General features: G+C 72.7%; 23 protein-coding genes and 1 pseudogene. 12 read left to right on the top strand and 12 right to left on the bottom strand.

Annotation, left to right across the window (positions count from 1 at the left end; genetic code table 11):
• The first annotated feature begins 151 nt into the window (after window positions 1-151).
• Window positions 152-1765 (top strand): steroid-24-oyl-CoA synthetase, encoded by a 1614-nt coding sequence (gene casG, locus ACH01S_RS25995; RefSeq protein ID WP_246236700.1) that lies wholly within the window; start codon window positions 152-154, stop codon window positions 1763-1765.
• Between the two features lie 20 nt (window positions 1766-1785).
• Here casG and ACH01S_RS25990 read toward each other — a convergent pair whose 3' ends face one another.
• Window positions 1786-2577 carry an SDR family oxidoreductase gene (locus ACH01S_RS25990; protein ID WP_067896731.1) on the bottom strand — a complete coding sequence of 264 codons (792 nt, stop codon included), beginning with the start codon at window positions 2575-2577 and terminating at the stop codon, window positions 1786-1788.
• A 121-nt stretch (window positions 2578-2698) separates the two neighbouring features.
• A complete protein-coding gene (locus ACH01S_RS25985; RefSeq protein WP_067896728.1) occupies window positions 2699-3571 on the bottom strand; it encodes an alpha/beta fold hydrolase in 873 nt (290 codons plus the stop codon).
• Between the two features lie 115 nt (window positions 3572-3686).
• Here ACH01S_RS25985 and ACH01S_RS25980 point away from each other — a divergent pair, with 115 nt between their 5' ends.
• Complete coding sequence (locus ACH01S_RS25980; protein WP_067896725.1) at window positions 3687-4478, top strand: SAM-dependent methyltransferase; 792 nt, start codon at window positions 3687-3689, stop codon at window positions 4476-4478.
• 60 nt (window positions 4479-4538) lie between these two features.
• Window positions 4539-5294: an SCO6745 family protein gene (locus ACH01S_RS25975; RefSeq protein WP_067896723.1), complete on the top strand. Its 756-nt coding sequence runs from the start codon at window positions 4539-4541 to the stop codon at window positions 5292-5294.
• A gap of 46 nt (window positions 5295-5340) precedes the next feature.
• Here ACH01S_RS25975 and ACH01S_RS25970 read toward each other — a convergent pair whose 3' ends face one another.
• From ACH01S_RS25970 to ACH01S_RS25960, 3 genes are all read right to left on the bottom strand, one after another.
• A complete protein-coding gene (locus ACH01S_RS25970; RefSeq protein ID WP_067896720.1) occupies window positions 5341-6141 on the bottom strand; it encodes an ABC transporter permease in 801 nt (266 codons plus the stop codon).
• The gene (locus ACH01S_RS25965) at window positions 6138-7142 is read right to left on the bottom strand and encodes an ATP-binding cassette domain-containing protein (protein ID WP_067896877.1); all 1005 of its coding nucleotides are present in this window, start codon (window positions 7140-7142) and stop codon (window positions 6138-6140) included. The genes ACH01S_RS25970 and ACH01S_RS25965 overlap by 4 nt, the downstream gene beginning before the upstream one ends.
• 123 nt (window positions 7143-7265) lie before the next feature.
• Window positions 7266-8195: an alpha/beta fold hydrolase gene (locus ACH01S_RS25960; protein ID WP_083981142.1), complete on the bottom strand. Its 930-nt coding sequence runs from the start codon at window positions 8193-8195 to the stop codon at window positions 7266-7268.
• A gap of 79 nt (window positions 8196-8274) precedes the next feature.
• Between ACH01S_RS25960 and ACH01S_RS25955 the strand changes: the two genes are divergently transcribed.
• Complete coding sequence (locus ACH01S_RS25955; RefSeq protein WP_148344376.1) at window positions 8275-9207, top strand: helix-turn-helix domain-containing protein; 933 nt, start codon at window positions 8275-8277, stop codon at window positions 9205-9207.
• Here ACH01S_RS25955 and ACH01S_RS25950 read toward each other — a convergent pair.
• Entirely contained in the window at window positions 9150-10010 is an 861-nt protein-coding gene (locus tag ACH01S_RS25950; protein WP_067896718.1) for a hypothetical protein, read from the bottom strand. The genes ACH01S_RS25955 and ACH01S_RS25950 overlap by 58 nt on opposite strands.
• Window positions 10011-10248: 238 nt before the next feature.
• On the opposite strand from ACH01S_RS25950, the gene ACH01S_RS25945 reads away from it, so the two are divergent.
• A complete protein-coding gene (locus ACH01S_RS25945; RefSeq protein WP_067896716.1) occupies window positions 10249-11289 on the top strand; it encodes an LLM class flavin-dependent oxidoreductase in 1041 nt (346 codons plus the stop codon).
• Between the two features lie 66 nt (window positions 11290-11355).
• Here ACH01S_RS25945 and ACH01S_RS25940 read toward each other — a convergent pair whose 3' ends face one another.
• Window positions 11356-13248 (bottom strand): APC family permease, encoded by a 1893-nt coding sequence (locus ACH01S_RS25940; RefSeq protein WP_218010392.1) that lies wholly within the window; start codon window positions 13246-13248, stop codon window positions 11356-11358.
• Between the two features lie 265 nt (window positions 13249-13513).
• Here ACH01S_RS25940 and ACH01S_RS25935 point away from each other — a divergent pair, with 265 nt between their 5' ends.
• Window positions 13514-14422 carry a 3-oxoacyl-ACP reductase gene (locus ACH01S_RS25935; protein ID WP_067896713.1) on the top strand — a complete coding sequence of 303 codons (909 nt, stop codon included), beginning with the start codon at window positions 13514-13516 and terminating at the stop codon, window positions 14420-14422.
• 5 nt (window positions 14423-14427) lie between these two features.
• Here ACH01S_RS25935 and ACH01S_RS25930 read toward each other — a convergent pair whose 3' ends face one another.
• Window positions 14428-15207: an SDR family oxidoreductase gene (locus ACH01S_RS25930; RefSeq protein ID WP_067896710.1), complete on the bottom strand. Its 780-nt coding sequence runs from the start codon at window positions 15205-15207 to the stop codon at window positions 14428-14430.
• A gap of 382 nt (window positions 15208-15589) precedes the next feature.
• Between ACH01S_RS25930 and ACH01S_RS25925 the strand changes: the two genes are divergently transcribed.
• Complete coding sequence (locus ACH01S_RS25925; protein ID WP_067896707.1) at window positions 15590-16588, top strand: hypothetical protein; 999 nt, start codon at window positions 15590-15592, stop codon at window positions 16586-16588.
• Between the two features lie 122 nt (window positions 16589-16710).
• On the opposite strand, the gene ACH01S_RS25920 is transcribed toward ACH01S_RS25925, so the two are convergent.
• Entirely contained in the window at window positions 16711-17343 is a 633-nt protein-coding gene (locus ACH01S_RS25920) for a TetR/AcrR family transcriptional regulator (RefSeq protein WP_067896706.1), read from the bottom strand.
• Between the two features lie 233 nt (window positions 17344-17576).
• Here ACH01S_RS25920 and ACH01S_RS25915 point away from each other — a divergent pair, with 233 nt between their 5' ends.
• Window positions 17577-18731, top strand: a complete 1155-nt coding sequence (locus ACH01S_RS25915) for an alpha/beta hydrolase family protein (protein WP_067896703.1) — start codon at window positions 17577-17579, stop codon at window positions 18729-18731.
• A gap of 9 nt (window positions 18732-18740) precedes the next feature.
• Here the strand turns inward: ACH01S_RS25915 and ACH01S_RS25910 are convergent, their stop codons facing one another.
• Window positions 18741-19130, bottom strand: a complete 390-nt coding sequence (locus ACH01S_RS25910) for a hypothetical protein (protein ID WP_067896700.1) — start codon at window positions 19128-19130, stop codon at window positions 18741-18743.
• Between the two features lie 86 nt (window positions 19131-19216).
• Here ACH01S_RS25910 and ACH01S_RS25905 point away from each other — a divergent pair.
• The 3 genes and pseudogenes from ACH01S_RS25905 to ACH01S_RS42615 all read left to right on the top strand — a co-directional run.
• A pseudogene (locus ACH01S_RS25905) lies at window positions 19217-19423 on the top strand (Scr1 family TA system antitoxin-like transcriptional regulator); the annotation flags it as partial.
• The gene (locus tag ACH01S_RS25900; protein ID WP_067896695.1) at window positions 19420-19614 is read left to right on the top strand and encodes a DUF397 domain-containing protein; all 195 of its coding nucleotides are present in this window, start codon (window positions 19420-19422) and stop codon (window positions 19612-19614) included. The pseudogene ACH01S_RS25905 and the gene ACH01S_RS25900, both read left to right, overlap by 4 nt.
• 128 nt (window positions 19615-19742) lie before the next feature.
• Window positions 19743-19949 carry a DUF397 domain-containing protein gene (locus ACH01S_RS42615; protein WP_083981141.1) on the top strand — a complete coding sequence of 69 codons (207 nt, stop codon included), beginning with the start codon at window positions 19743-19745 and terminating at the stop codon, window positions 19947-19949.
• A 185-nt stretch (window positions 19950-20134) separates the two neighbouring features.
• Here ACH01S_RS42615 and ACH01S_RS25895 read toward each other — a convergent pair whose 3' ends face one another.
• The gene (locus tag ACH01S_RS25895; protein WP_067896692.1) at window positions 20135-20617 is read right to left on the bottom strand and encodes a DinB family protein; all 483 of its coding nucleotides are present in this window, start codon (window positions 20615-20617) and stop codon (window positions 20135-20137) included.
• Window positions 20618-20770: 153 nt separating this feature from the next.
• Here ACH01S_RS25895 and ACH01S_RS25890 point away from each other — a divergent pair, with 153 nt between their 5' ends.
• A complete protein-coding gene (locus tag ACH01S_RS25890) occupies window positions 20771-21034 on the top strand; it encodes a hypothetical protein (RefSeq protein WP_067896689.1) in 264 nt (87 codons plus the stop codon).
• A gap of 3 nt (window positions 21035-21037) precedes the next feature.
• Here ACH01S_RS25890 and hsaA read toward each other — a convergent pair whose 3' ends face one another.
• Complete coding sequence (gene hsaA / locus ACH01S_RS25885) at window positions 21038-22204, bottom strand: 3-hydroxy-9,10-secoandrosta-1,3,5(10)-triene-9,17-dione monooxygenase oxygenase subunit (RefSeq protein WP_067896686.1); 1167 nt, start codon at window positions 22202-22204, stop codon at window positions 21038-21040.
• Window positions 22205-22220 lie beyond the last annotated feature (16 nt).

The raw sequence follows: 22220 nt of genomic DNA, 5'->3' as shown, positions 1-22220 counted from the left end.
CGCCGCGCCCTTCGCAAGCGACCTTCAAGGCCTCTTCGCCGCCGTCAACGCGCGGGCGTTGTGAGGGACGTCCCGCTGAGCGGTATGGCGCTGGGGGTGGTGGGGGTGGGGACGGAGAATGGGCCGTCCGGTGCGCACGAGGAGGTCGCGGGTGTCCAGTCCGATGGAGATCGTCCAGGAGCTGACCGGCCCCGGCGGCGAGTTCGAGCTGCGGGACGAGGACGTCCTCGGCGCCCGGCTGCCCGTGTTCGCCAACCGCGCCCGGAGCCTCGGCGAGGTCCTGCGGCGCTCCGCCTCCTACGGCGACCGCGACTACCTCGTCACCGCGTCCCGGCGGATCACGTTCGCCGAGCACGCGGCGGCGGTCGCGTCGATGGCGAAGGCGCTGCGGGACGATCTCGGCGTCGAGCCGGGCGACCGCATCGCGATCAACGCCGCCAACAGCCCGGAGTGGATCATCTCGTTCTGGGCGGCGATCGCGGCCGGCGCCGTCGCGGTCGGCTACAACGCCTGGTGGGCGCCGCGCGAAGTGGAGTACGCGCTCGGCCACACCGACCCGAAGATCGTCGTCGCGGACGGGAAGCGGGCGGCGCTGACGTCCGAGGACGTCCTCACCGTCGAGTCCGACGTGCCCTCGCTGACCCGCCGCTACCCCGGCGCCGAGCTGGAGGTCCCGGACGTCGCCGAGGACGACCCGGCCGTGATCCTCTACACGAGCGGCACGTCGGGACGCCCGAAGGGCGCCGTCCACTCGCACCGCAACCTGACCTCGGTGATCGAGTACCACCGGTTCAACGACGCGATGCTGCGCGCGTTCGGGGACGACCCGTCCGCCCGCCGGTACCTGCTGGCGCTGCCGCTGTTCCACATCGCGTGCCTGCACAACCTGGCCGTCCCGAGGCTCGCCACCGGAACCGCGGTGATCATGCACGAGGGCGGCTTCGACGTGGACGCCGTGCTCGGGCTGATCGAGAAGGAGCGGGTGACGAACTGGGGCGCCGTCCCGACGATGGCGCACCGGCTGGTCGAGCACGGCGACCTGTCCCGCTACGACGTGTCGTCGCTGACGGCGTTCGCGCTGGCCACCGCCCCGTCGTCGGCCGCGTTCAAGGAGCGGCTGCGGGCCGTGTTCCCGCCCGCGAAGGGCGCGCTGGTCGACAGCTACGGCCTCACCGAGTCGTGCACCGCGATCTCCGTCGCGACGCCCGCCGACCTCGCCGAGGCGCCCGGCACGCTGGGCCGTCCGACGATCGGCGTCGACGTGGAGATCCGCGGGCCGGACGACCGTCCCGTCCCGGACGGCGTCGAGGGCGAGGTCTGCGCCCGCAGCGCCTACAACATGATCGGCTACTGGCGGGACCCGGACGCCACCGCGCGCGCCCTCGACGCGGACCGCCGCCTGCGCACCGGCGACATCGGCGTCATGGAGCAGGGGCGGCTCCGGCTCACCACCCGCCGCTCCGACCTCATCATCCGCGGCGGCGAGAACGTGTACCCGGCGGAGGTCGAGCACGTCCTCGCGGAGCATCCGGCGGTGCGGGAGTGCGTCGTCCTCGGCGTCCCGCATCCCGACCTCGGGCAGGAGGTCGGGGCGGTGGTCGTGTTCACCGGGCTCCCGCCCACTCCGGAGGAACTGACCGCCTACGCGCGCGAACGCCTCGCCTATTTCAAGGTGCCGTCACATTGGCACATCACGTCCGACCCGCTCCCCCGCAACGCGACCGGGAAGGTCATGCGGCGGCAGGTCGAGGCGTCCATGACCTGAGGCCGTAGGTCCCGGCCGGGTCACCTGGACGCGGCGGGGGCCTTCGCGGCGCGGGTCACGTGGTCGGCGAGGAACTCCTCCCACGTGCAGGTGCCGTGCACGGCGCCTTCCAGGACGATGTTCTCGCCCGCGCGATAGACGCGTCCGACCTTGCCGGGGATGGGAACGGCGGGCAGCGCGCGGCGTTTCCCGCTCGCCCGCAGGTAACTCCGGATCAGTTCGCCCATTCCGTAGACCTTGGGGCCGACCAAATCGGGCACGCGGCCGGAGGGGGCGCCGAGCGTCAGTTCCGCGAGCCGTTCCGCGACGTCCCGCGCGTCGACGGGCTGCATCCGCAGCCCGCGCGGGACGGGGACGACCGGTGACTTCGCCATCGTCCGCACCATTTTCAGGACGAGGTCATGGAATTGCGCGGCGCGCAGGATCGTCCACGGGATGCCCGACTCCATCACGGTCTTCTCGACCTCGTGCTGGGTCCGCACCCATTTCAGCGGGAGCCGGTCCGCGCCGGTGACGGAGATCAGCACCAGGTGCTCGACACCGGCGGCCTTCGCGGCCCGCACCAGGTTGCGCGCCACCACGTCGTCGCCCTTCGCGCCGCCCGCCAGGTGCAGGACGACGGAGGCCCCCTCCACGGCGGCCCGCACCCCCACGTCCTCGGCCAGGTCGCCGGTCACGTAGTCGACGCCGTCCGCGGACTCGCGGGCGCGCCGGGTGAGCACGCGCACGTCGCGGCCCGCGTCCCGCAGCAGCGGGACGACCTGCCGTCCGAGCGTTCCGGTACCGCCGGTGACCAGGATCGTTGACGCCATGGCTCCTCCAGACCCTCGCCGGGGGATCGTCCCCGGCCGAACCGATTCGATGCGCGGTTCACCACCAAGGACGGAGCACCGAACAGTGGATGTGACATGGCCTTTTGTGACCTGAAGCTCATCAGGCGCACCGGCGGAGCCAGCCGAGCGCCGAGGGCGCCGTGCCGAGGACGGAGATGTGCCCGTCCTCCGGGGAAAGGCGCAGCCGCGCGGTCGGGCAGGTGGCCGCCAGCCACCGCCCGTGCGAACTCGGGACGATCCGATCCCGCTCCCCGTGGACGACGAGGAGCGGCACCTCTATCGCGGCCGGGTCGAATCCCCACGGCGCGACATAGGCGAGGTCGTCGTCGACCAGGCCGCCGATGCCGTTCTCGACGGCGGGGCCGACCACTTCCTCGAACCACGACCATTCGCCTTGGAGCGCGGCGTGGTCGGCCGGAGTGAACATTTCCGGGTCGTACTCGGCGGCCGCCTCGTATCGCTCTTTCGCGGCCCGTCCGGCCGCGGCGGCGCGCAGTGAAGCGGCGCTGGAAGGGCCCATTCCCGCGAACCAGTCGAGCCCGTCCGCGCCGAAGTCGGCCCCGAAGACCGCGCGGAAGTCGGCGTTGAAGGGGGCCAATGCGGAGACGCTGACCGCCCCGAGGACACGGTCCGGCAGAAGCGCGGCGCAGGCCAGCGCGTGCGGGCCGCCGCCCGAATGCCCCATGACCGCGAACCGGTCGATGCCGAGCGCGTCGGCGACGGCCGCCGTATCGGCGGCGGCGGACGCCACATCGCGTCCCGGGACCGAATCCGAGCCGCCATATCCGGGACGGTCGAACGACACCCACCGAATGTCCGGGGCGACCGCGAAAAGCGGACGCGGAGGCGCGCCGATGTTCGGCGTGCCGTGGTGCCAGAAGACGACGGGTCCACCAGGGGCGGCCGTCCCGGTGTCGTAGGCGTGCAGCCTCCGCCCGCCGCCCGCGTCGAGGTCGAACTCGTCCGCCGCCATGCTCCGACCGTACCGAACGGCCGGTTCCGCGTGGCCGTGCTGGTTGTGGGCGGGTTGTCCGCCTGGAAGCATCGGTCGCGAGCACGGAGAGCCACGGAGAGCAGGGAGAGCAGCCGTGAGCGCACACCCCGAGATCGACACCTCGGTCCCGCATTCGGCGCGGGTCTGGAATTACCTTCTTGGCGGCAAGGACAACTATCCCGTCGACCAGGCGGCCGGTGACGCCGTCCGCCAGGTCTTCCCGGGCATGGTCGACCTCACCCGCCATTCCCGCTACATGCTGGCGCGGGTGGTGCGCTACCTCGCCGCCGACGCGGGAATCCGCCAGTTCCTCGACATCGGGACCGGCCTTCCGACCGTGGACAACACCCACGAGGTCGCGCAGCGCGTCGCGCCGGAATCGCGGATCGTCTACGTCGACAACGACCCGCTCGTTCTCGTCCACGCCCAGGCTCTGCTGACGAGCACCCCCGAAGGGGCGACCGACTACATTCAGGCGGACGTCCGCCGGCCCGACGTCATCTTGGAGCAGGCGTCCAAGACCCTGGACTTCAGCCGTCCGGTCGGGCTGATGCTCATGGGAATTCTCGGTCTCGTCGCCGATTACGACGAGGCGCGCTCGATCGTCGACCGGCTGTTGTCGGCATTGCCGTCGGGCAGCCATCTCGCCGTTTACGACGGCACCGACACCGATCCGGGATATGTCGAGGCCATCAGGCGCTACAACGCCGGCACCGGCGCCGTCCCCTACACGCCGCGCAGCATCGAGCAGATCGCGCGGTATCTCGACGGGCTGGACGTGCTGGAGCCCGGCGTCGTCCTCGTCCCGGAGTGGCGGCCCGACCCCAGCCCGTTCGGCGACCCGCCCCTGGTGTCCTGCGCGGGCGGCGTGGGCCGCAAGCCCTGACCCGGGCTCCCCGCCGGGCCGTGGTTGAATGAAATTCGGTTCTAGGAAGGGGCGACGGGGATGCGGGAGATCGCGGCGGCGGTGGCGGAGCCGATCGGACGGCTGGGCGGGGCGTTCATGATCTCCCGGGAGGCGAAGGCCTTCGCGGCGGAGACCGGCCTGTCCGGCTGGACGCCGTACTTCCGCGGCCGGTTCGGCGTGCTGGGCGAGGTCGACGCGGACGTCGTCATGTCCGCCGCCGGGTTCTTCCCGGCCACGACGGTGCGCCGCGCGTGGGAGGCGGGCGCGGGCCTCCCCGCGGCGGAGGCCGCCGACCGGTACGCCGCCGTCGCGCACGGCTTCGGCCGCCGCAAGCTCGCCGGTTTCGCCGCCGCGGACCGGCTGGCCGACCTGCTCCAGCGCGTCGCGGACGAGGGCGGCGCGGCCGACGTGGTCGGCGCGCCGGTCTTCGCGGGCTGGCGGGCGATGCCGCTGCCCGCGGACGGCCCGGCGCGGGTGGTCCAGCTCGCGCACGTCGTCCGGGAACTGCGCGGGGGCCTGCACGTCGTCGCCGTGCTGGCGAGCGGGCTGAGCCCGCTGGAGGCGGTGCTGAGCGGGCGCTCGCCGCTGCTCCCGAGCGGCGAGCCGAACGCCGAGTACTTCGGCTGGCCGCGCCCGTATCCCGAGGTCACCGCCGAGACGCGCCGCCGCCACGACGACGCGGAACAGCTCACCGACGAGCTGATGGGGCCCGCCTTCGCGTCCCTCGACAAGGCCGAGGCCGAGGAGCTGACCGCTCTCCTCGGCCAAGCGGAGAACACCGTCTTCGGCACGTGACGCGATGGTCAGCCCTTGCGCCGACCATCCCGCGGCCTTCGTCTGATCACGCGGAATTCCGGTAGGCGCGGAAGGCGCGCGTGGACAGCAGGCCCATCACCAGGGCCGCCGCCGCGAGCAGTCCCAGGCGCGCCGTCACCGCGCTCCAGTCGGGATGGGCGAGCATCGCCTCCCGTGACGCGGCGACCGCCCATTCCACCGGGTTGCAGTCGGCGGCGCGGCCGACCCAGGCGGGTGCGAGGCCGAGGTCCATCACCGCCGAGCTGAGGAACATCAGCGGCAGCGTGGTGAACTGGGAGATCGCGATGAGCGTCTCCTGCCGCCGGGTCAGCAGGGCGACGGCGCCGGACAGCGCGGAGAAGATCAGCGTCAGCAGCACCGCCGAGAGCAGGGTGGCACCGGCGCCGGCCGCGCCGCCCGGGAAGCGGGCGCCCGCCACCACGGCGACGGCCAAGATGACCAGGCTTTGGACGAGTGCCTGCACCGCCTGGCAGGCCAGGGACGCGATCACCAGGGCTCCCCGGTGGGCGGGGGACGTGAGCATCCGGTCCATGACGCCGCGCTCGATGTCCTGGAGGTGGGTCGTCCCCGCCCACGCGCTCGCGAACAGCGCGGTCATCATCACCACTCCCGGGGTGAGGAACTGGAGGAAGCCGCCGTCGCCGTGCGCGAACCCGGGCAGGTTCACGACCGCGCGGAAGAGCTGCCCGAACAGCAGCAGCCAGATCACCGGCTGGACGAGGCCGATGACGAGGAAGGCGGGCGTCCGCCGCAGGCCGCGCAGCAGGCGGCCGGTCAGGAGCGCGGAGTGCGCGATCAGCGGGACGCGCGCGGGTGCGGTGGTCACTCCGCCTCCAGGGTCTTCGGGGCCGCGCCGGAGCCGAGGCCGTGGCCGGTGTGCCGGAGGTAGACGTCGTCGAGCGAGGGCCTGGCGAGGGTCGCGGACGTCACCGCGACGCCCGCCTCGTCCAGCGCGGCGAGCACGGGCGGCAGCGCTCGGGCGCCGTCGTCGGTGCGGCCGCGGACGGTGGTCCCGTCCAGGGTGATCTCGCGCAGTCCGGGGACCGTCCGCAGCGCCTCAAGCGCCCTGCCGTCGGGACGGGCGAGGTCGACGTGCACCGCGTCGCCGCGCAGGCCGCTCTTCAGTTCGTCGGGGGTGCCCTCGGCGACCACCGCGCCGTTGTCGACGATCGCGAGCCGGTCGGCGAGCTGGTCGGCCTCCTCCAGGTAGTGGGTCGTGAGCAGCACCGTCATGTCCTCCGCACCGGCCAGCCGCGCGATCTCGGCCCACAGCTCGCTCCGGGCCTGCGGGTCGAGGCCCGTCGTCGGCTCGTCGAGGAAGAGCACGCGGGGGCGGTGCGCCAGCCCGAGCGCGACGTCGAGCTTGCGGGCCATGCCGCCGGAGTACGTCCGGACCGGCCGGTCGGCGGCGTCGGCCAGGCCGAACCCGCCGACGAGCTCGCGGGCCCGCGCCGCGGCGTCCCGGCGGGACATGCCGTGCAGGCGTCCGGCCAGCACGAGGTTCTCGATCGCGGTGCTCGCCGGGTCGGCGCCGGGCTTCTGGGAGACGAACCCGATCGCCCGGCGCACGCGTCCGGGATGCCGCGCGACGTCGATCCCGGCGACCCGCGCCGTTCCCGCGTCGGCGGCCGAGAGCGTCGAGAGGATCTTGACGGCGGTCGACTTGCCCGCGCCGTTCGGGCCGAGCAGCCCGAAGACGCTTCCCGTCGCGGCCGCGAACGTCAGCCCGCGCAGCGCCGCGACCGGCGCCCTGCCGCGTCCCGCCGGATAGCTCTTCACCAGATCGACGGCCTCGACGGCCGGATCCGCCACCTGGGCAGCGCCCATCGTCACACCCCATGTCGGGAGAAGGTGTGACTTCCACCTTCCCGGCGTCATCGGACACCAGGAGGCTGGAAAGCGAGGGCGGGACCCTACGGTGAGAAGTCGTCGCAGACGCTAGCACACGGGCTAAGCGGGGTGGGACGCGGCGAAGTCCAGGAGGGACGCGGCGGTGCGCGACGGGTCCTCCAGCATGGGCGAATGCCCGATTCCGGGCATCAGCTCGATCGTCGCGCCCGGAACGGCCCGGTAGTCGGCGGCGGACGACGCGCGCCAGCGCCGGTCGTCCCGCCCGAAGACGACCAGCAGCGGCTTGCCGATGGGCGCCAGGCGATCGGGCAGCGGACGCTCGGCCAGGTAGCGCTCGGCCTCCCGCGACGTGGCGGTGAGCGAGTGGTAGGTCGTGGCGCGGACGTCGTCCACGAGCGCTCGCGGGATCTCATACTCCGGGCGGCTGAACGCCGTGCCGAGGCTCCGCCGGACGACCCCGTCGGTGCGGAACCGCCACAGCAGTTGCCCGACGCCGGGGACGAACAGCAGGTTTCCGACGAACCCATCGGAGATGAAGGCGTCCAGACGCGGGCCGGAGTCGATGAGCACGAGCGCGGACACGAGCTCGGGACGCCGCTCGGCGAGGGCCGTGGCGACCGCGCCGCCGGTCGAGTGGCCGACCACCGTGGCGCGCCGCACGCCGATCCGGGTCAGCGCGGCGCCGACCCGCTCGCCCTGCTCGCCGATCGCGTAGCCGCCGCCGGACGGCTTGGCCGACCGGCCGAACCCGAGCAGGTCGATCCGGACGACGCGATGCGACCTCGCCAGCGGCGGGACGACCTCGTCCCACCAGCGGGTGGACCCGCCGAGACCGTGGATCAGGACCAGCGCGGGGGCGTCGCGGGGCCCGTCCTGCCGGACGAAGACGCTCCCGCCGGGAAGGGGCAGCGCCTCGGCGGCGGCCCCGGCGTCCCCCCGCGACACGGCGACCGCGTTCACGGCGAGCACCCCGGCCAGCGTGGCGAGGACGCCCGAGGCGATGACGACGCGCCTCTTCAAGGTGGTCATGCCGCCACTGTCGCCGTCCGGGCGGGCCGGTGGCTTGAACGAATGTTCCGCCGCTCGAGACCCCGCCTAGCATGGCCGCATGCCGCCCAAGCCGCGCGAACGGGACGACCCGGCTGTCTGGGACGTCGCGCGTCCGAAACAGCCGAGCCGGATCACCGGTGTCAGCATGGCCGGATTCCGGGACCGGGGCGTGTCGGCGGCGGCCCACCGGGCGGTTCCGCATCCGTCGGTGTCGCTGGCGCTGGCGTTCGGCGCGGGCCCGCTCGTCGTGGACGACCCGGCCGGGCGGCGGCTGAGCGGCAGCGTCGCCGCCGGGCTCGGCTTCGGATCCGGGACGCCGTGGGTGCGGGGCGAGCGGTTCGAGGCGGTGCAGGTGCGCCTGTCCCCGCTGGTCGCGGGCGCGATCCTCGGCGTCTCCCCCGCCGAACTGGACGGCGCCTTCGTGCGGCTGGACGAGTTGTGGGGCCGGGAGGCGTCCCGAATCGGCGAGCGGCTGGACGCGGCGCCGACCTGGGCGGAGCGCTTCGCGCTGACGGACGCGTTCCTCGCCCGCCGCCGCACCCGTCCGTCCCTGGACCCCGAGGTCGCGTGGGCGTGGCGGCGCATCGTCGCCGGACGCGGCCTGACCAGGGTGGACGACCTGGCCGCCGAAGTCGGGTGGAGCCGCAAGCGGCTGTGGTCGCGGTTCCGCTCGCAGATCGGCTTGCCGCCGAAGCGCGCCGCGACGCTGGTCCGCTTCGACCACGCCGCGCACCGCCTCGCGCAAGGCCGGGACCCGGCGCGGGTCGCCGCCGAAACCGGCTACGCCGACCAATCCCACTTGCACCGCGACGTCGTCGCCTTCACCGGCACGACCCCGACGAACGTGGCCGGTGAACGATGGCTCGCGGTAGACGAATTCGCCTGGCCCACCGAGAACGGCCCTGACCGCCAGACCAGGGCTGTTCGGGCGGGTTACCAGGAGCCTTCGAAGAAGGCTTGGAGGGCGGGGGCGGAGTGGCCCGCGGTGTAGGTGTTCGCCACGGTGACGACGACCAGGGCCAGTGACAGCAGCACGGTCACGGCGCCGAACGAGGCGAGGACGCGCCTGGCCCGTCGGCCCGACCGGTCGGTCCTGGCGAATTTTCGCCACAGCGCGACGCTGAGGGCGATGAAGGCGGCCATCACGGTCGCGGCGATCACGGCCATCGCCGCGTGGTAGCGGGCGAAGTCGTCGATCAGCAGGTCGAGGGCGGGCGAGTGCCCGCCCGCGCCCGGCGAGGCTTCCAACTGCCCCCGGATCTGGTCGAGTGTGCTGGTGAGCGTCGGGTCGGCCTTGCCCGACACCACCATCGGCATGAGGGAGGAGAGCGGCGCGATGAGGCCCTGGACGTTGGCCATCAGCGCCACCAGCGAGAACACCGCGCCCAGCGAGACGACGACACCGGCCGACGCGAGGGCGGCCCGCCTTCCCGCGCCGAGGGCGTCGGCCCGCACGAACGCCTTCCAGACGATGACGCCGAGCGCGATCAGCACGCCCAGCATGAGCGCGGAGATCAGGCCCTTGACCAGGTGGAACCGGAACCAGTAGTCGACGACCCGCTCCAGCCCCGGGGACACGTCCCGGTCGCCCGACCTCCAGTACGCGACGAACGACTCGCGAAGGGCATCGCGAAGGTCGCCCTCGCTGTCGTAGCCGCCGCCCGGTCCCGCGCCCGCCGCTATCCACGGGACGAAGACGAACGCGACCGCCAGGGCCGCGACCAGGACGACGAGCACGGCGGGGACGAGTCCGCGCCCCCTCCCGGGCCGCGACAACGCCGCATGAGCAGACATGGGAACCCCTCCGGACAGCACACCTCGGACCTTCGAAGAGCATGTCGCCGCCCGGCGCCGTCGCACATCGCCCCCCGGCGTGACTCGCCCATCGGTACCCGGTGTGACCCGGCCCGCCCCTCCGTCATCCCGCCGACGAGCGCCGCGCCAACAACCCCGGAAGCGCGAAGCCGAGCGCGGGTGAACGCGCGGGCTGCGAAGCTGGGCCTGTCGCGGTCCTCACACCTTGGAGGTTTCGATGCGCGCAGGCGTCGTGGTCACCGCACAGCCCGGCGTGGAGGACCTCGCCTTACAGGCCGAGAGGTTGGGCCTGCACAGTTTCTGGGTCAACGACACCCCGATGGTCCATGGCGACCCCTTCGTCGCGTTGGGCCTGTGCGCGAAGGCCACCAGCCGCATCAGGCTCGGGATCGGCGTGACGTCACCGGCGCTGCGCTCCGCCCCGGCCGCCGCGAGCGGGTTCGCCAGTCTCAACGCGCTGGCGCCGGGCCGGATCATCTGCGGGGTCGGGACGGGGAACACCGCCCGGCGCACGCTGGGCATGCGGCCGACCACGGCGGACGCGCTGGAGTCCTTCACCGCCTCGGTGCAGGGACTATGCGCCGGACGCGCCATCGAGTACCGCGAAGGCGACCGGGTGTGCGACGTCCGGTTCCTGCACGCCGGGACGCAGGTCAACACCGCCGACCCGATCGAGTTCGTCGTGGCCGCGCTGGGGCCGAAGGCCGCCGCCGTCGCCGGACGTCGCGGCACCGGCCTGATCTCCTTCGGCCTGCTGGACCCGGCGGCCTGGCGCGCGCTCCACGACGCGCGCCGCGCCGCCGCCCGCGAGACGTCCCCGGACCCCGACTCCTACCTGGTCACCGCGCTGCACATCCTCGGCGAGGGCGAGGCCCCCGACGGCGACGCGGCCCGGGACGCGACCGGCCACCTCGTCATGTCGCTGCTGGCCTTCGCCGCCGACACGCCCGCCTTCGCCGACCAGCTCGGCCCCGCCGAACGCGAGGCGGTGCGACAACTGCTCGACCGGCGCGGCACCACCCCCGACGCCCCCGACCGGCACACCAGGCTCTATCCCAACTACCTCGGACGCATCGCGCCGCAGGACCGCGACCTGATCCTGCCGTCGCTCATGAACGCCCTGGCCCTGGTCGGCACCCGCGACGACGTCCGCGCCCGCGTCACCGCCCTGCAACAGGCAGGCGTCGACGAACTGCTCATCCAGCCGGTGATCGACCCACCCGCCGAGATGGCCCAGCTAGCGAAGCTCCTCTCCTGAAGGCTCCGCGCGGAAGCGCCGCCACTTCCACGAAAGAAGCACCGCACGCACCCGTCCGCCTGGTGATCAGGCGTGGACGCGGCACGGCAGGACGCAGACGAGCGCGCCGGGCACGTGCTCGCGCACGGCCTCGGCCAGCAGGATCGCGCCCTGGTCGTAGAGGAACCGGTACCGGGGACGGCTCGACCGGACGGTCGGGACGAGCACGAGCAGCGGCCGCCCGTCCCGCGCGGCGGTCCGCGCGACGTACTCCAGGAGCGGGCGGATCCGCGCGTCCCGGGGGCTGTCGACGATCTCCAGCCGGACGCCGGGGTCCCAGCGCTCCCACTGGTCGCGCAGGGCGCGGGCGTCCGTCTCGGCCGTGGCGGCGATGACCGCGACCGCCTCCTCGCCGAGGCTGAGCGCGGTGCTCAGCGCGGGGCCGGTCGTCGCGCCGAACCGGTGCAGCGCGACGATCACCAGGCGTCCGGCCGCAGCCGGCTCCGGCCGGCGCTCCGGGAGCGTGCCGAGGTGCAGTTCGCGCGCCACCTCGTCGTAGTAGTGCCGGACGCGGGTGAACAGCGCGATCAGCAGCGGCACGACGACGACCACGACCCACGCGCCCTCGGTGAACTTCGTGATCAGCAGGACGAGCGTCGCGACGGCGGTGAGGGTCGCGCCCGTCCCGTTCAGCAGCGCCTTCCCGGCCCAGTTGGGCGGACGGACGCGGGCCCAGTGCGTCACCAGCCCGATCTGGCTGATCGTGAAGCCCGTGAACACGCCGACGGCGAACAGCGGGAGCAGGCGGTTGGTGCGGGCGTCCACGGCGAGGAGCAGGAGACCGGCGGCGACGGCCACCGCCAGCACCCCGTACCGGTGCACGGGACGCTCGCCGCGCAGCGCGAACAGGTGCGGCAGTCTGCGGTCCTTGGCGAGGAGGCTGAGCAGGACGGGCAGCCCGCCGAAGCTCGTGTTGGCGGCGAGGGCGAGGGCGACCGCGACGATCACGCTCGCCGCCTGGTACGTCCATCCCGAGCCGAAGGCCCCGGCGGTGAGCTGGGCGAGGATCGTCACGCCGTCCCGGGGGACGACCATGTCGCGGCGGATCAGCAGCGCCAGCCCGACGAGCATGACGCCGAGCAGCGCGCCGAGCATCAGCTCGGTGCGCTGCGCGTGCGCGACGCGGGGGCGCCGGAACATCGGGACGCCGTTGGCGATCGCCTCCACGCCGGTCAGCGCGGTGCACCCGGCCGCGAACGCCTTGAGGACGAGCATCACGCCGAGCGCCTCGTCCGCGTGCGAGACGACGCCGGAGCCGACCGTCGCGGCCGGGTGGGCGCGGGCGAGGCCGACCGCGACGACGCCGAGGATCGTCACGATGAACAGGAGGGTCGGCAGCATCAGCACGCGGGCGCTGTCGGCGATCCCGTACAGGTTCACGGCGGTCAGGACGACGAGGACCGCGAGCGACGTCTCCAGCAGGTAGGGCAGCAGCGCGGGGAAGGCGGAGGCGAGGGTGGCGGCGCCCGCCGCGAGGCTGACCGCGACGGTGAGGACGTAGTCGATGACGAGCGCGGCGGCGGCGAGGACTCCGGCGCGCGGGCCGAGGTCGTCGCGGGCGACCGCGTAGGAGCCGCCGCCGTCCGGGTGGACGGCGATGACCTGCCGGTACGACACGACGAGCACGGTCAGCAGCGCGACGATCGCCAGCGTGACGGGCAGCGTGAGCCGGACCCGGGCCGTCCCGGCGGCGACGAGCACGACCGCGATGGCCTCCGGCCCGTAGGCGACGGAGCTGAGCGCGTCCAGGGACAGCGCGACCAGGCCCTGGAGGCTGGTCAGGTGGTGCCGGTCCCCCTCACCGTGGCGGAGCTGCAGCTTCGGGCGGCGGCGTCCGGCCAGCGGGTGGCGCGCGGGCAGGAGGGCGCGGGACGGGTCGGTCGTCCGCGCCGCGTCCGGGCGGGGGTCAGTCCTCGACAAGGCGGGCGCCCGTCCCGAGGGCCTGCTTCTCGGTGGACATTCCAGACTTTCCGATCGGTGGGACGGAGCGTTCCCGCCGACTATGCGCGCGGGCGGCACGGGCAAACCTCGCCCGGCGGGGGGCGGGGCATCGTCCGCCGCAATCTTGGCCGGTCCTTGGTCAACGGCGCCGACCGCTCAGCGGGACGGGGACCGGAGCCGAACTAGAACACGTACTAGCGTCCGTCGGACCCCGTCACGCATCTCGTTCGTTCCGGAGGACCCGATGAACCTCTCGCTTGCGGGCCGCACCGCCGTCGTCACCGGCGCGGGCGCCGGGCTCGGCCGCGCCGAGGCGCTCGCGCTCGCCGCGCGGGGCGCCGCCGTCGTCGTCAACGACACGGGCCCGGCGGCCGACGACGTCGCCGCCGAGATCGTGGCGGCGGGCGGACGCGCCGTCGCGGTGCGGGGCGACGTCGGGGCCTGGACGACGGGCGACGCGCTGGTGTCCGCCGCCGTCGACGCGTTCGGCTCCCTGGACGTCGTCGTCAACAACGCGGGCGTGCTGCGCGACAAGATGCTGTTCAACCTGTCCGAGCGGGACTGGGACGAGGTGATCCACGTCCATCTGAAGGGGCACGCGGCCGTGTCCCGGGCCGCCGCCGCGTACTGGCGTTCCGCCAGCAAGGCCGCCGGGGGCCCGGTCTACGGACGGGTGGTCAACACCGCGTCGGAGGCGTTCCTGTTCGGCTCGGCCGGGCAGCCGAACTACTCGGCGGCGAAGGCCGGGATCGTGGCGCTGACCCTGTCCACGTCGGCGGGCCTCGCGCGGTACGGGGTGCGCGCGAACGCGATCTGCCCGCGCGCCCGGACGGCCATGACCGAGGCGTCGTTCGGTGAGGGGACGTCCCCCGGCGGGCTCGACGCGATGGCGCCCGAGCGGGTCGGGACGTTCGTGGGCTACCTCGCGTCCCCGGCGGCCGAGAAGATCAGCGGGCAGGTGTTCGTGGTGTACGGCGACATGGTCGCGCTGATGGCCGCGCCGACCGTCGAGCGGAAGTTCACCGCCGCCTCCGGGATCTTCTCCGCCGAGGAGCTCGGCGAGCGGCTCACCCCCTATTTCGACGGGCGCGACCCGCACCGGACCTACGCCGCGTACAGCGTCGCCGCGCTGGACGAAACGGGCACCGTCTAGCCGGGCTAAAAGACGTCGGGGCCGCGGAGGGTCGCCTCCGCGCCGCCGTCGACGTAGACGACCTGGCCCGTCATGTGGGTGTTCGCCGGGGAGACGAGCCAGCGCAGCGCCTCGGCGATCACCTCCGGGTCGGCGTAGCCGTTCAGCGGCATCGGGACGGCGTCGTTCATCGCCTTGAGCATGCGCTCGTCCTCGAACAGCGGGGCGCTCATCGGCGTCCGGACGACGCCCGGCGCGACCGCGTTCAGCGGGATCCCGGCGCCCGCCCACTCGGGCGTGACGCAGGCGCGGCGGAGCCATCGCGCGACCGCCGCCTTGGACGACGGGTACAGCGTGTGCCCGGCCCCGGCTTCGGCGGCCTTCGCCGCCGCCCGCAGCGCGGCGGGCTCGTCGCCGTCCAGGCAGGCGCGGACGACGGCGTCGTCCACGGGCTGCGTCCCGGAGATCGAGCCGACCACGGCGGCGCGCGGGTTTTCGGCGCGGGCGAGGGCGGGGCGGAGGCCGTCCAGCAGCGCGACCGCGCCGAAGTAGTTGACCTTGACGGTGAGGTCGGTGAAATGCGAGACCCCGGCGCTGGCGACGACCGCGTCCAGGAGGCCGCCGCAGATTTCCAGAGTTTCCGCGACCGCCCGCGAGCGTCCTTCGGGGACGCTCAGGTCGGCGGTCACGTCGGCGTCGCGTAGGTCGACGCCGATGACGCGGTCGCCCTGGCCGCGGAGGAGCGTCGCGAGCGCCCTCCCGATGCCGGACGCGCTGCCGCTGACCGCGATCGTGCGAGCCGTCATGGTCTCCCTCTCTCTCATCCTGGTGCGCGCCACCCCGCCGGCTGCGTCCGGATCCGGCCTCGGCGGCGGACGCGACGCTCCGGGCCATGACAAACGCGCGCGTCATATTGACCACAATTTGTCAAGAGTTGATCTGCCGATAGTTCGCGGTAGATCCTGGGCGGCGAAGGACGGACACAAGATCACAAATACCATCGCTCCACCCGGCGGACACAATCCTCTTCCGGCCATTGCGCCGACCCCCGCCATTCCGCCTGGCACCGAGCCGTGACCGTCCCGCTCCCGACCATTCGGCGGCCATCGCGGTCCGCCCTGACCCGCATGCCTTCTCGGCGGCCTCTCCCAGCCGCCGCTCCCGAGGAATCCCCCGGAGGCGATTCTCATGAGAACGACGAAACGGCTGGCCCTCTTCTCGGCCGTTTTCGCACTGTTGGCCGGCGGCGCGCAGCCCGCCTATTCGGCTGAACGGCGCCAACCCGCCGCGGCCGCGATGACCGAGGTGGTCTTCATGACCTGGAAAGGCGTCAACGGAGACGAGCACATCTGGTGGAACCGGCTGAACGACGACGGCGTCACCTGGACGACCCCCCAAATCGTCCCTGGCGCGAACTCCAGCGCCGGGGTCACCCTCGTCGGATCGAACAAAACCAGGTTCACCATGGCCTGGAAGGGCGTCAACGGCGACCAGCGGATCTGGGTCAACAACTTCGCCAACGGCGGTTGGACCACCCCGCAGCCGTTGGCGGGCGCCGCGTCCAGCGTCGGCCCGGGCGGGGTGAACCTGGCGGGCACCTGGCTCGCCTGGAAGGGCGTGGAAGGCGACCAGGCCATCTGGTGGACGCACGATTTCAACGGATGGTCCGCGCCGCAGAAGGTTCCGGGCGCGTTCAGCAGTTTCGGTCCCGCGATGGCGGTCCGGCAGGTCGACGCCCGTAGCGTCGAGCCCATAATCACGTGGAAGGGCGTCAACGGAGACCAGCGGATCTGGTGGACCGACTACAACTCGGTTAACAGCACCTGGAACGGACCTCAGGTCGTCCCCGGCGCGAACACCAGTGCCGGTACGGCGCTGGCGTTCATCGGAGGCGCGGTCTACGCCGCCTGGAAAGGCGTCGAGGGCGACGAGCGGATCTGGTGGAACAAACTGCCGCTCTTCTCCTCGACCTGGACGGCGCCGCAGGTCGTGCCCGGTGCCAACAGCAGCGTCGGCCCATCGTTGACGGGGCGCAACGGCGTCCCCTTCCTGTCCTGGAAGGGCGTCAACGGGGACGAGCGGATCTGGTGGAGCAGGCTCGACGGCGAGTCCTGGAGAAGCCCGGCGGTCGTGCCGTACGCGTCGACCAGTTTCCGTCCCGCCCTCGGCAGTTCCTACCCCGACTGATCGGAACTCCGTACCTCTGAACGCCTCTCGCGCCATTTCGGGATCGTGGCGCGGAGAGGCGCGGTGGACGGCCCGCCGGAAAGGCGTCGGCGGGCCGTCCGGGCCGTCCGGCGGGGGCGCTGTCAAGCCCGGCGCTTCTTGGAGCGGGGCGCGTTCGAGCGGGGCGCGAGGAGCAGGCGGCACGCCAGGCGGATGTCGCTCTCCACGTCCGCCATGGACGCGCGCCCGTTCAGGCTCGACTGGAGCACCCCGTACCAGCACTGCATGACCAGCCGGACGAGCGTGACGTCCTGCACGGTCGGGTCGTCGATGCCGACCGCCCGCAGCAGGATGTCGCGGAACGTGTTGTCGATGTGGATCGTGTCCGGGACGGTCGCGACGTGCGCGGTGTTGGAGGCGTGCAGCATCGACGCCGACAGCACCGGCTGCGCCATCAGGTACCGGCTGGCCTGCACGAGCAGGTCGGCGACCGCGTCCTCGGGGCTGGTGCCCGGCGCGGGCGCGTGGACCTGCTCGCGGAGCCGGTCGACCTGCGCGGCCATCACCCCGGTGAACAGGTGGACCTTGGACGGGAAGTACCGGTAGAGCGTCCCGATCGCGACCCCGGCCTCTTTCGCCACCTCGTGCATCTGGACGCGTTCGAGCGACTTCTCCGCCCCGATCCGGGCCGCGGCGCGCAGGATCCGGCGGCGGCGGTCGTGCTGCTCGGGTGAGCTCGGCTCGGCCGACGGCCGCGCCGACGAGATCCTCGCCACGATCCCTCCCCCACGGGTTCCGGCCGGGTGGCCCGGGCGCCGGTCCAGCGCTGGTCCGGGTGCTGACAAGGAACAATATCCGCAGCCACGGCGGTGCCCGCGATCGTCGATACCGGTCAGTGGGACCGCCCGTCCCGCCGCCGCGCCCCGCGCGCCTAGCGTGTCGCCGCGCGAGCCCGAACGGCGCGTGCGCGTGTCGCGCCGTCCAGGACACGAGGAGGAGGCAGGACGTCATGAGAGCCCTGAGCGGTCTCGCCGCCGCGGCAGCCGTCTGCGCCGGGACGGCGGGCCTCGCCGTCCCCACCGCCCAGGCCGTCCCCGGCAAACGCGGAAACCTGATCAGCGTGCGCCCGCTCGCGACCGCGGCGGCGCTGCCGAGCGCCTCGGTGAACCGGGCGATCCGCTACACGTCCGAGGGCGTCGGCGGCCGGAAGATCGTCGTGACCGGCACCGTCGCGGTCCCCCGCGGCCGCCCGCCGCGCGGCGGCTGGCCGGTGCTGAGCTGGGCGCACGGCACGACCGGGACGGCCGACGCGTGCGCGCCGTCCGCCGACACCGCCACCGGCCCCGCGCACGACTACCTGTCGATCACCGAGGCGTACCTCGACCGGTGGGTGTCGCGCGGCTACGCCGTCGTCCAGACCGACTACGAGGGCCTCGGCACGCCCGGCGGGCACCCGTACATGAACGGCGTCAGCGAGGCGAACACCGTCGTCGACATCGTCCGCGCGGCCCGCCGCGTCGACCGCCGAATCGGACGCGACTGGTTCGTCGCCGGGCACAGCCAGGGCGGCCAGGCGGCCCTCTACACGGCGGCGACCAGCGCGAAGGACGTCCGGCTGAGAGGCGCCGTGGCGATCGCGCCGGGCTCGAACATGAGCCGGACCGCCGTGTACGTGAAGTCCCAGCAACCCGGGGCGGAGGCGGCGCTGCCGTTCCTTTTCGTCCTGCTCAACGGCGCGCACGCGGCCGACCCGGCCTTCACCCCGGAAGCCCTCCTGACCCCCGACGCCGCACCCTTGGCCGCCGCCGGACGGACGAACGCCTGCCTGGCCCAACTCCGCCAGATGAGCGCCAGCCTCCCCCTGGACAAGGTCTTCCGCCCGGACGCCGACCTCACCCGATTCGAGACCTACTACAACGCGCAAGAGGCGCTCGGCCTCACCCTGAACGTCCCGACCCTGGTGGCCCAGGGCACCGCCGACCGCGAGGTCTCCCCCGCCGCGACGCGGAACATCGTCGACGACCTCTGCGAACGCTACGCGCGCATCGCCTACCGGACGTTCGACGGCGCCGACCACCGAGGCGGCATCGACGCCTCCTTCGAGACGTCCCTCCAGTTCACCGAGTCCCTCCGCCGCGGCGCCCCCACGCCCACCACCTGCTGAACGCGCCGGTCAACGCCCGTTCTCCCCGGCCTGCCGCTCGTACTGGTCCCACAGGCCGAGCGACTCGATCAGGACGTCCTCGACCTGCCGTGCCGCCGCCCGGTACGCCTGGGCCCGCCCCACGCACAGGCCCGCGTCCCACACCCGGCCCTGCCGCGACCACGCCCGCGCCCGCGCCGCCTCCATCTCCGCCATCGACCGCCAGGCCCGCGCCTCGTCCGGAAACACCTCGAACGCCCGCCGCGCCTCGGCCCCGAGACCGGCGAAGAGGAAGACGGTCTCCGGGCACGGCCCGGCCAGCAGGCCCCGGACGGCCCGCGCCTGGTCGTGGCGCGTCAGCCCGTCCCAGTCCGCCGCCGTCCCGGCCGACCGCCGCATCAGCGCCCACAGCCGCCTCATCGAACGACCTCAAAGCACACCGTGTGCCGCCCAAACTCACTCCAGCCCGCCCCCTGCACATTCAGGCATGACAAGGTTCCTTCGTCGTCATGAACTTCGACGAGGCGATCGGACCCGACATCGTCTACGTCGACAGCCAGGCGGGAGACCTCTTCTTGGAAGAGGAATCGGACATCGCGCGGTATAACCTTGCATTCACCCACCTTCGCGCCGGAGCGCTCAGCCCGGGCGCATCCGCTTCGTTGATCGCTGCGGCCGCGAAAGACCTGCACTCCAGTGGAGGAGCACGATGACCACCTCGCGCGTCCAGTGGCGAAAGAGCACTCGCAGCAGCGGCAACGGCCAGTGCGTCGAAGTCGCGAGCCTCGACGCGAACATCGGCGTCCGCGACAGCAAAGCCCCCGAGCACGGCCACATCACGCTCACCCCCAAGGCATGGACCACCCTCACAACCCAAATCCGAACCGGACGCTACGACAACTAGCCGGACGGCCGACACGGCAAGGCCGCCGAGGGAACGGCGTCCCGCGTCCAGACTCCCAGCGGCCCGAGCGCACCCGCTTCACTGATCGCGACGGCCGCGAAAGACCTGCATCGGACCTGAGGAGCAACATGATCGCCCCGCATGACCCCTGGCATGCCCGGTGGCGAAAGAGCACCCGCAGCAGCGCCAACGGCCAGTGCGTCGAAGTCGCGAGCCTCGGTACCAACATCGGTGTCCGCGACAGCAAGGCCCCCGAGCACGGCCACATCACGCTCACTCCCGCCGCATGGACCACCCTCACAACCCAGATCCGAACCGGACGCTACGACAAATAGCCGGACGGCCTACACGGCGGCGAGGACGCCAGGGAATGGCACCATTTCGCACTCAGATCCCCAGCGGCCCGAGCGCACGCATCGCTGACCGCTGGTGACGCGGTCTTCCGTCTCTCGCGGGTGTTGCGGTCGTCGTTTCCGTCTGCTTCTTCTTGACCACGTGGGAAAGGGGTGGTGCTGGTGGGTTAGCGGCCGGTGGTTTTGTCCAGTTGTTCGCGGAGGATGTCGGCGTGGCCGGCGTGGCGGGCGGTTTCTTCGATCATGTGGGTCAGGGCCCAGCGGACGCTGGGGGCCGGGCGGCCGGGGCGCGGGATCGGGGCGGCCAAGTCTGTGCAGCCGTCAAGGACCTTGTTCGCTTTGCCGACTGCTTCTTGGTAGCGGGTCACGACGTCGGACACGGTGTCTGTGGGGGCCGCTTGGAACGTCGCCTCCCAGTCGGAGACCTGGTCGCCCAGGAACATCGAGCGTTCGACGTAGGTGAGGTGGTTGAGCAGGCCCAGCAGGTTCGTGCCGGACGGGACGCCGGGCGTTCGGGCCCCGGGTTCGGGGGCGCCGTCGACCTTCGCGGCCATCGAGGTGCGCAGGTAGTCGAGGAAACCGCGCAGGGTCTCGGTCTCGTTGTTTCCGGTTCGGGGCGGCGGGGTGTCGCGGCGGCGTGTGGGCGGCATGGTGGTCTCCTTCGGTAGGGCTCGGCCAGTCTTGCCAGCCCTTTCCCGAAAGAGCGCGGATGTTTGCGGATTCGGCAAGGCGCCCTCCAGGACCGTGTAACCGCAGCGCATATCTAGCTGTGGACGACGGTTCGGAAGACAAAGGAGAATTCGATGAGGATGCGTGTGCTCGCGGTGACGGCCGCCGCAGCTCTGGCCTCCGGTTACCCGGGGGTGAACGTCGGGCGGCATAGGGCGGGGGTGCTCGTGGTCGGTGCCTTGGTGGCCGCGCTGCTTGTCGTCGGCGCGGTGATCGCCTTCTCGCACGGCGTTGGTGGAGGGCACGCCGCGCTCGCCCCGGACGGCACCGCGATCGGCCACAACATGGCCGCCACGCCCAACGGGGACGGGACGGCCATCGGCATGGGGCGCTACTGACGGTCAGACGAGGTTGTCCTCTACCTTCAGGCCGAAGACGCCGCGGCCGTACATCGAGAGGGCGTGTTCGACGTCGTTGGCGACGTGGACGCTGCCCGCGTGGGCGTCGCGCCAGGCGCGTTCGATGACGTTTCCCCGGCGCAGGGAATTGCCCCCGGCCGTCTTGAACAGGATGTCGATGGCCTCGATGGCGCGTTCGGTGCCGCGGACCTGGTCGCGGCGGGCGCGCAGCCGCAGTTCCATCGGGATCTTCTCGTCGCGCAGCGCGTACTCGTGGATCTCCCGGACGTTCCGGTCGGTCTGGAGAATGGCCGCGTCGATCTCGGACGCGGCGCGGGCGACGGCGACCTGCGCGAACTGGTCCTCGACGAAGCGGCCGCCGCCGAGGCTGAGCCGGATCCGGTCCCGCATGCTCGCGACGTACCGGTCGTGGCAGCCCGCCGCCATGCCGATCACGCTGGCGGCGACGGTGCTGGTGAAGATCGTCCCGAACGGCATGCGGTAGAGCGGGCCGGGGTTGACCTTGCGGCCGGGGTTGCGGAGCTGCGCCTGCTCGAAGTTGCGCATCGCCCGGTGGGACGGGACGAACGCCCGCTCCACGACGATGTCGTCGCTGGCGGTGCCGCGCAGGCCCATCGAGTCCCAGACCTCGCGGATCTCGTAGTCGGTCGCGGGGACGAGCACCGTCATGAAGTCGACCGGGCGGCCCTCCGCGCCGACGACCAGCGCGCCGAGCAGGGCCCACGACGTGAACTCGCAGCCGGACGAGAACGACCACCGCCCGGTCAGCTCGAACCCGCCGTCGACGGGGGTGAGGCGTCCGATCGGGGCGTAGGACGAGGCGACCAGCGTGTCCGGGCCCGCCGCCCACACCTCGCGCTGCGCCTCGTCCGGGAACAGGCCGAGGTGCCAGGAGTGGACGCCGAGCACCGCCGCGACCCAGCCCGTCGAGCCGCAGGCGCCCGAGATCGCGCGGATGACCTCGTAGAACGCGACGGGGTCGTCCTCGGCGCCGCCGTGCCGGGTCGGCTGGAGCATGCGGAACACCCCGGCCGCGGTGAGCTCGCGGATGGTCTCGGCGGGGATGCGCCCCTTCTCGTCGACGGACCGGGCCCGCTCGGCGATGCCGGGCAGCAGGCCGCGCACCGCGTCCAAGACCTCATTGCTCATCCCTGCTCCGTTCCTT

The sequence above is a fragment of the Actinomadura chibensis NBRC 106107 genome (assembly GCF_001552135.1).
GTDB lineage: Bacteria > Actinomycetota > Actinomycetes > Streptosporangiales > Streptosporangiaceae > Spirillospora > Spirillospora chibensis.
Note: the sequence above shows the minus strand (reverse complement) of the source record. Positions and strands in the feature narration are given on the sequence as shown.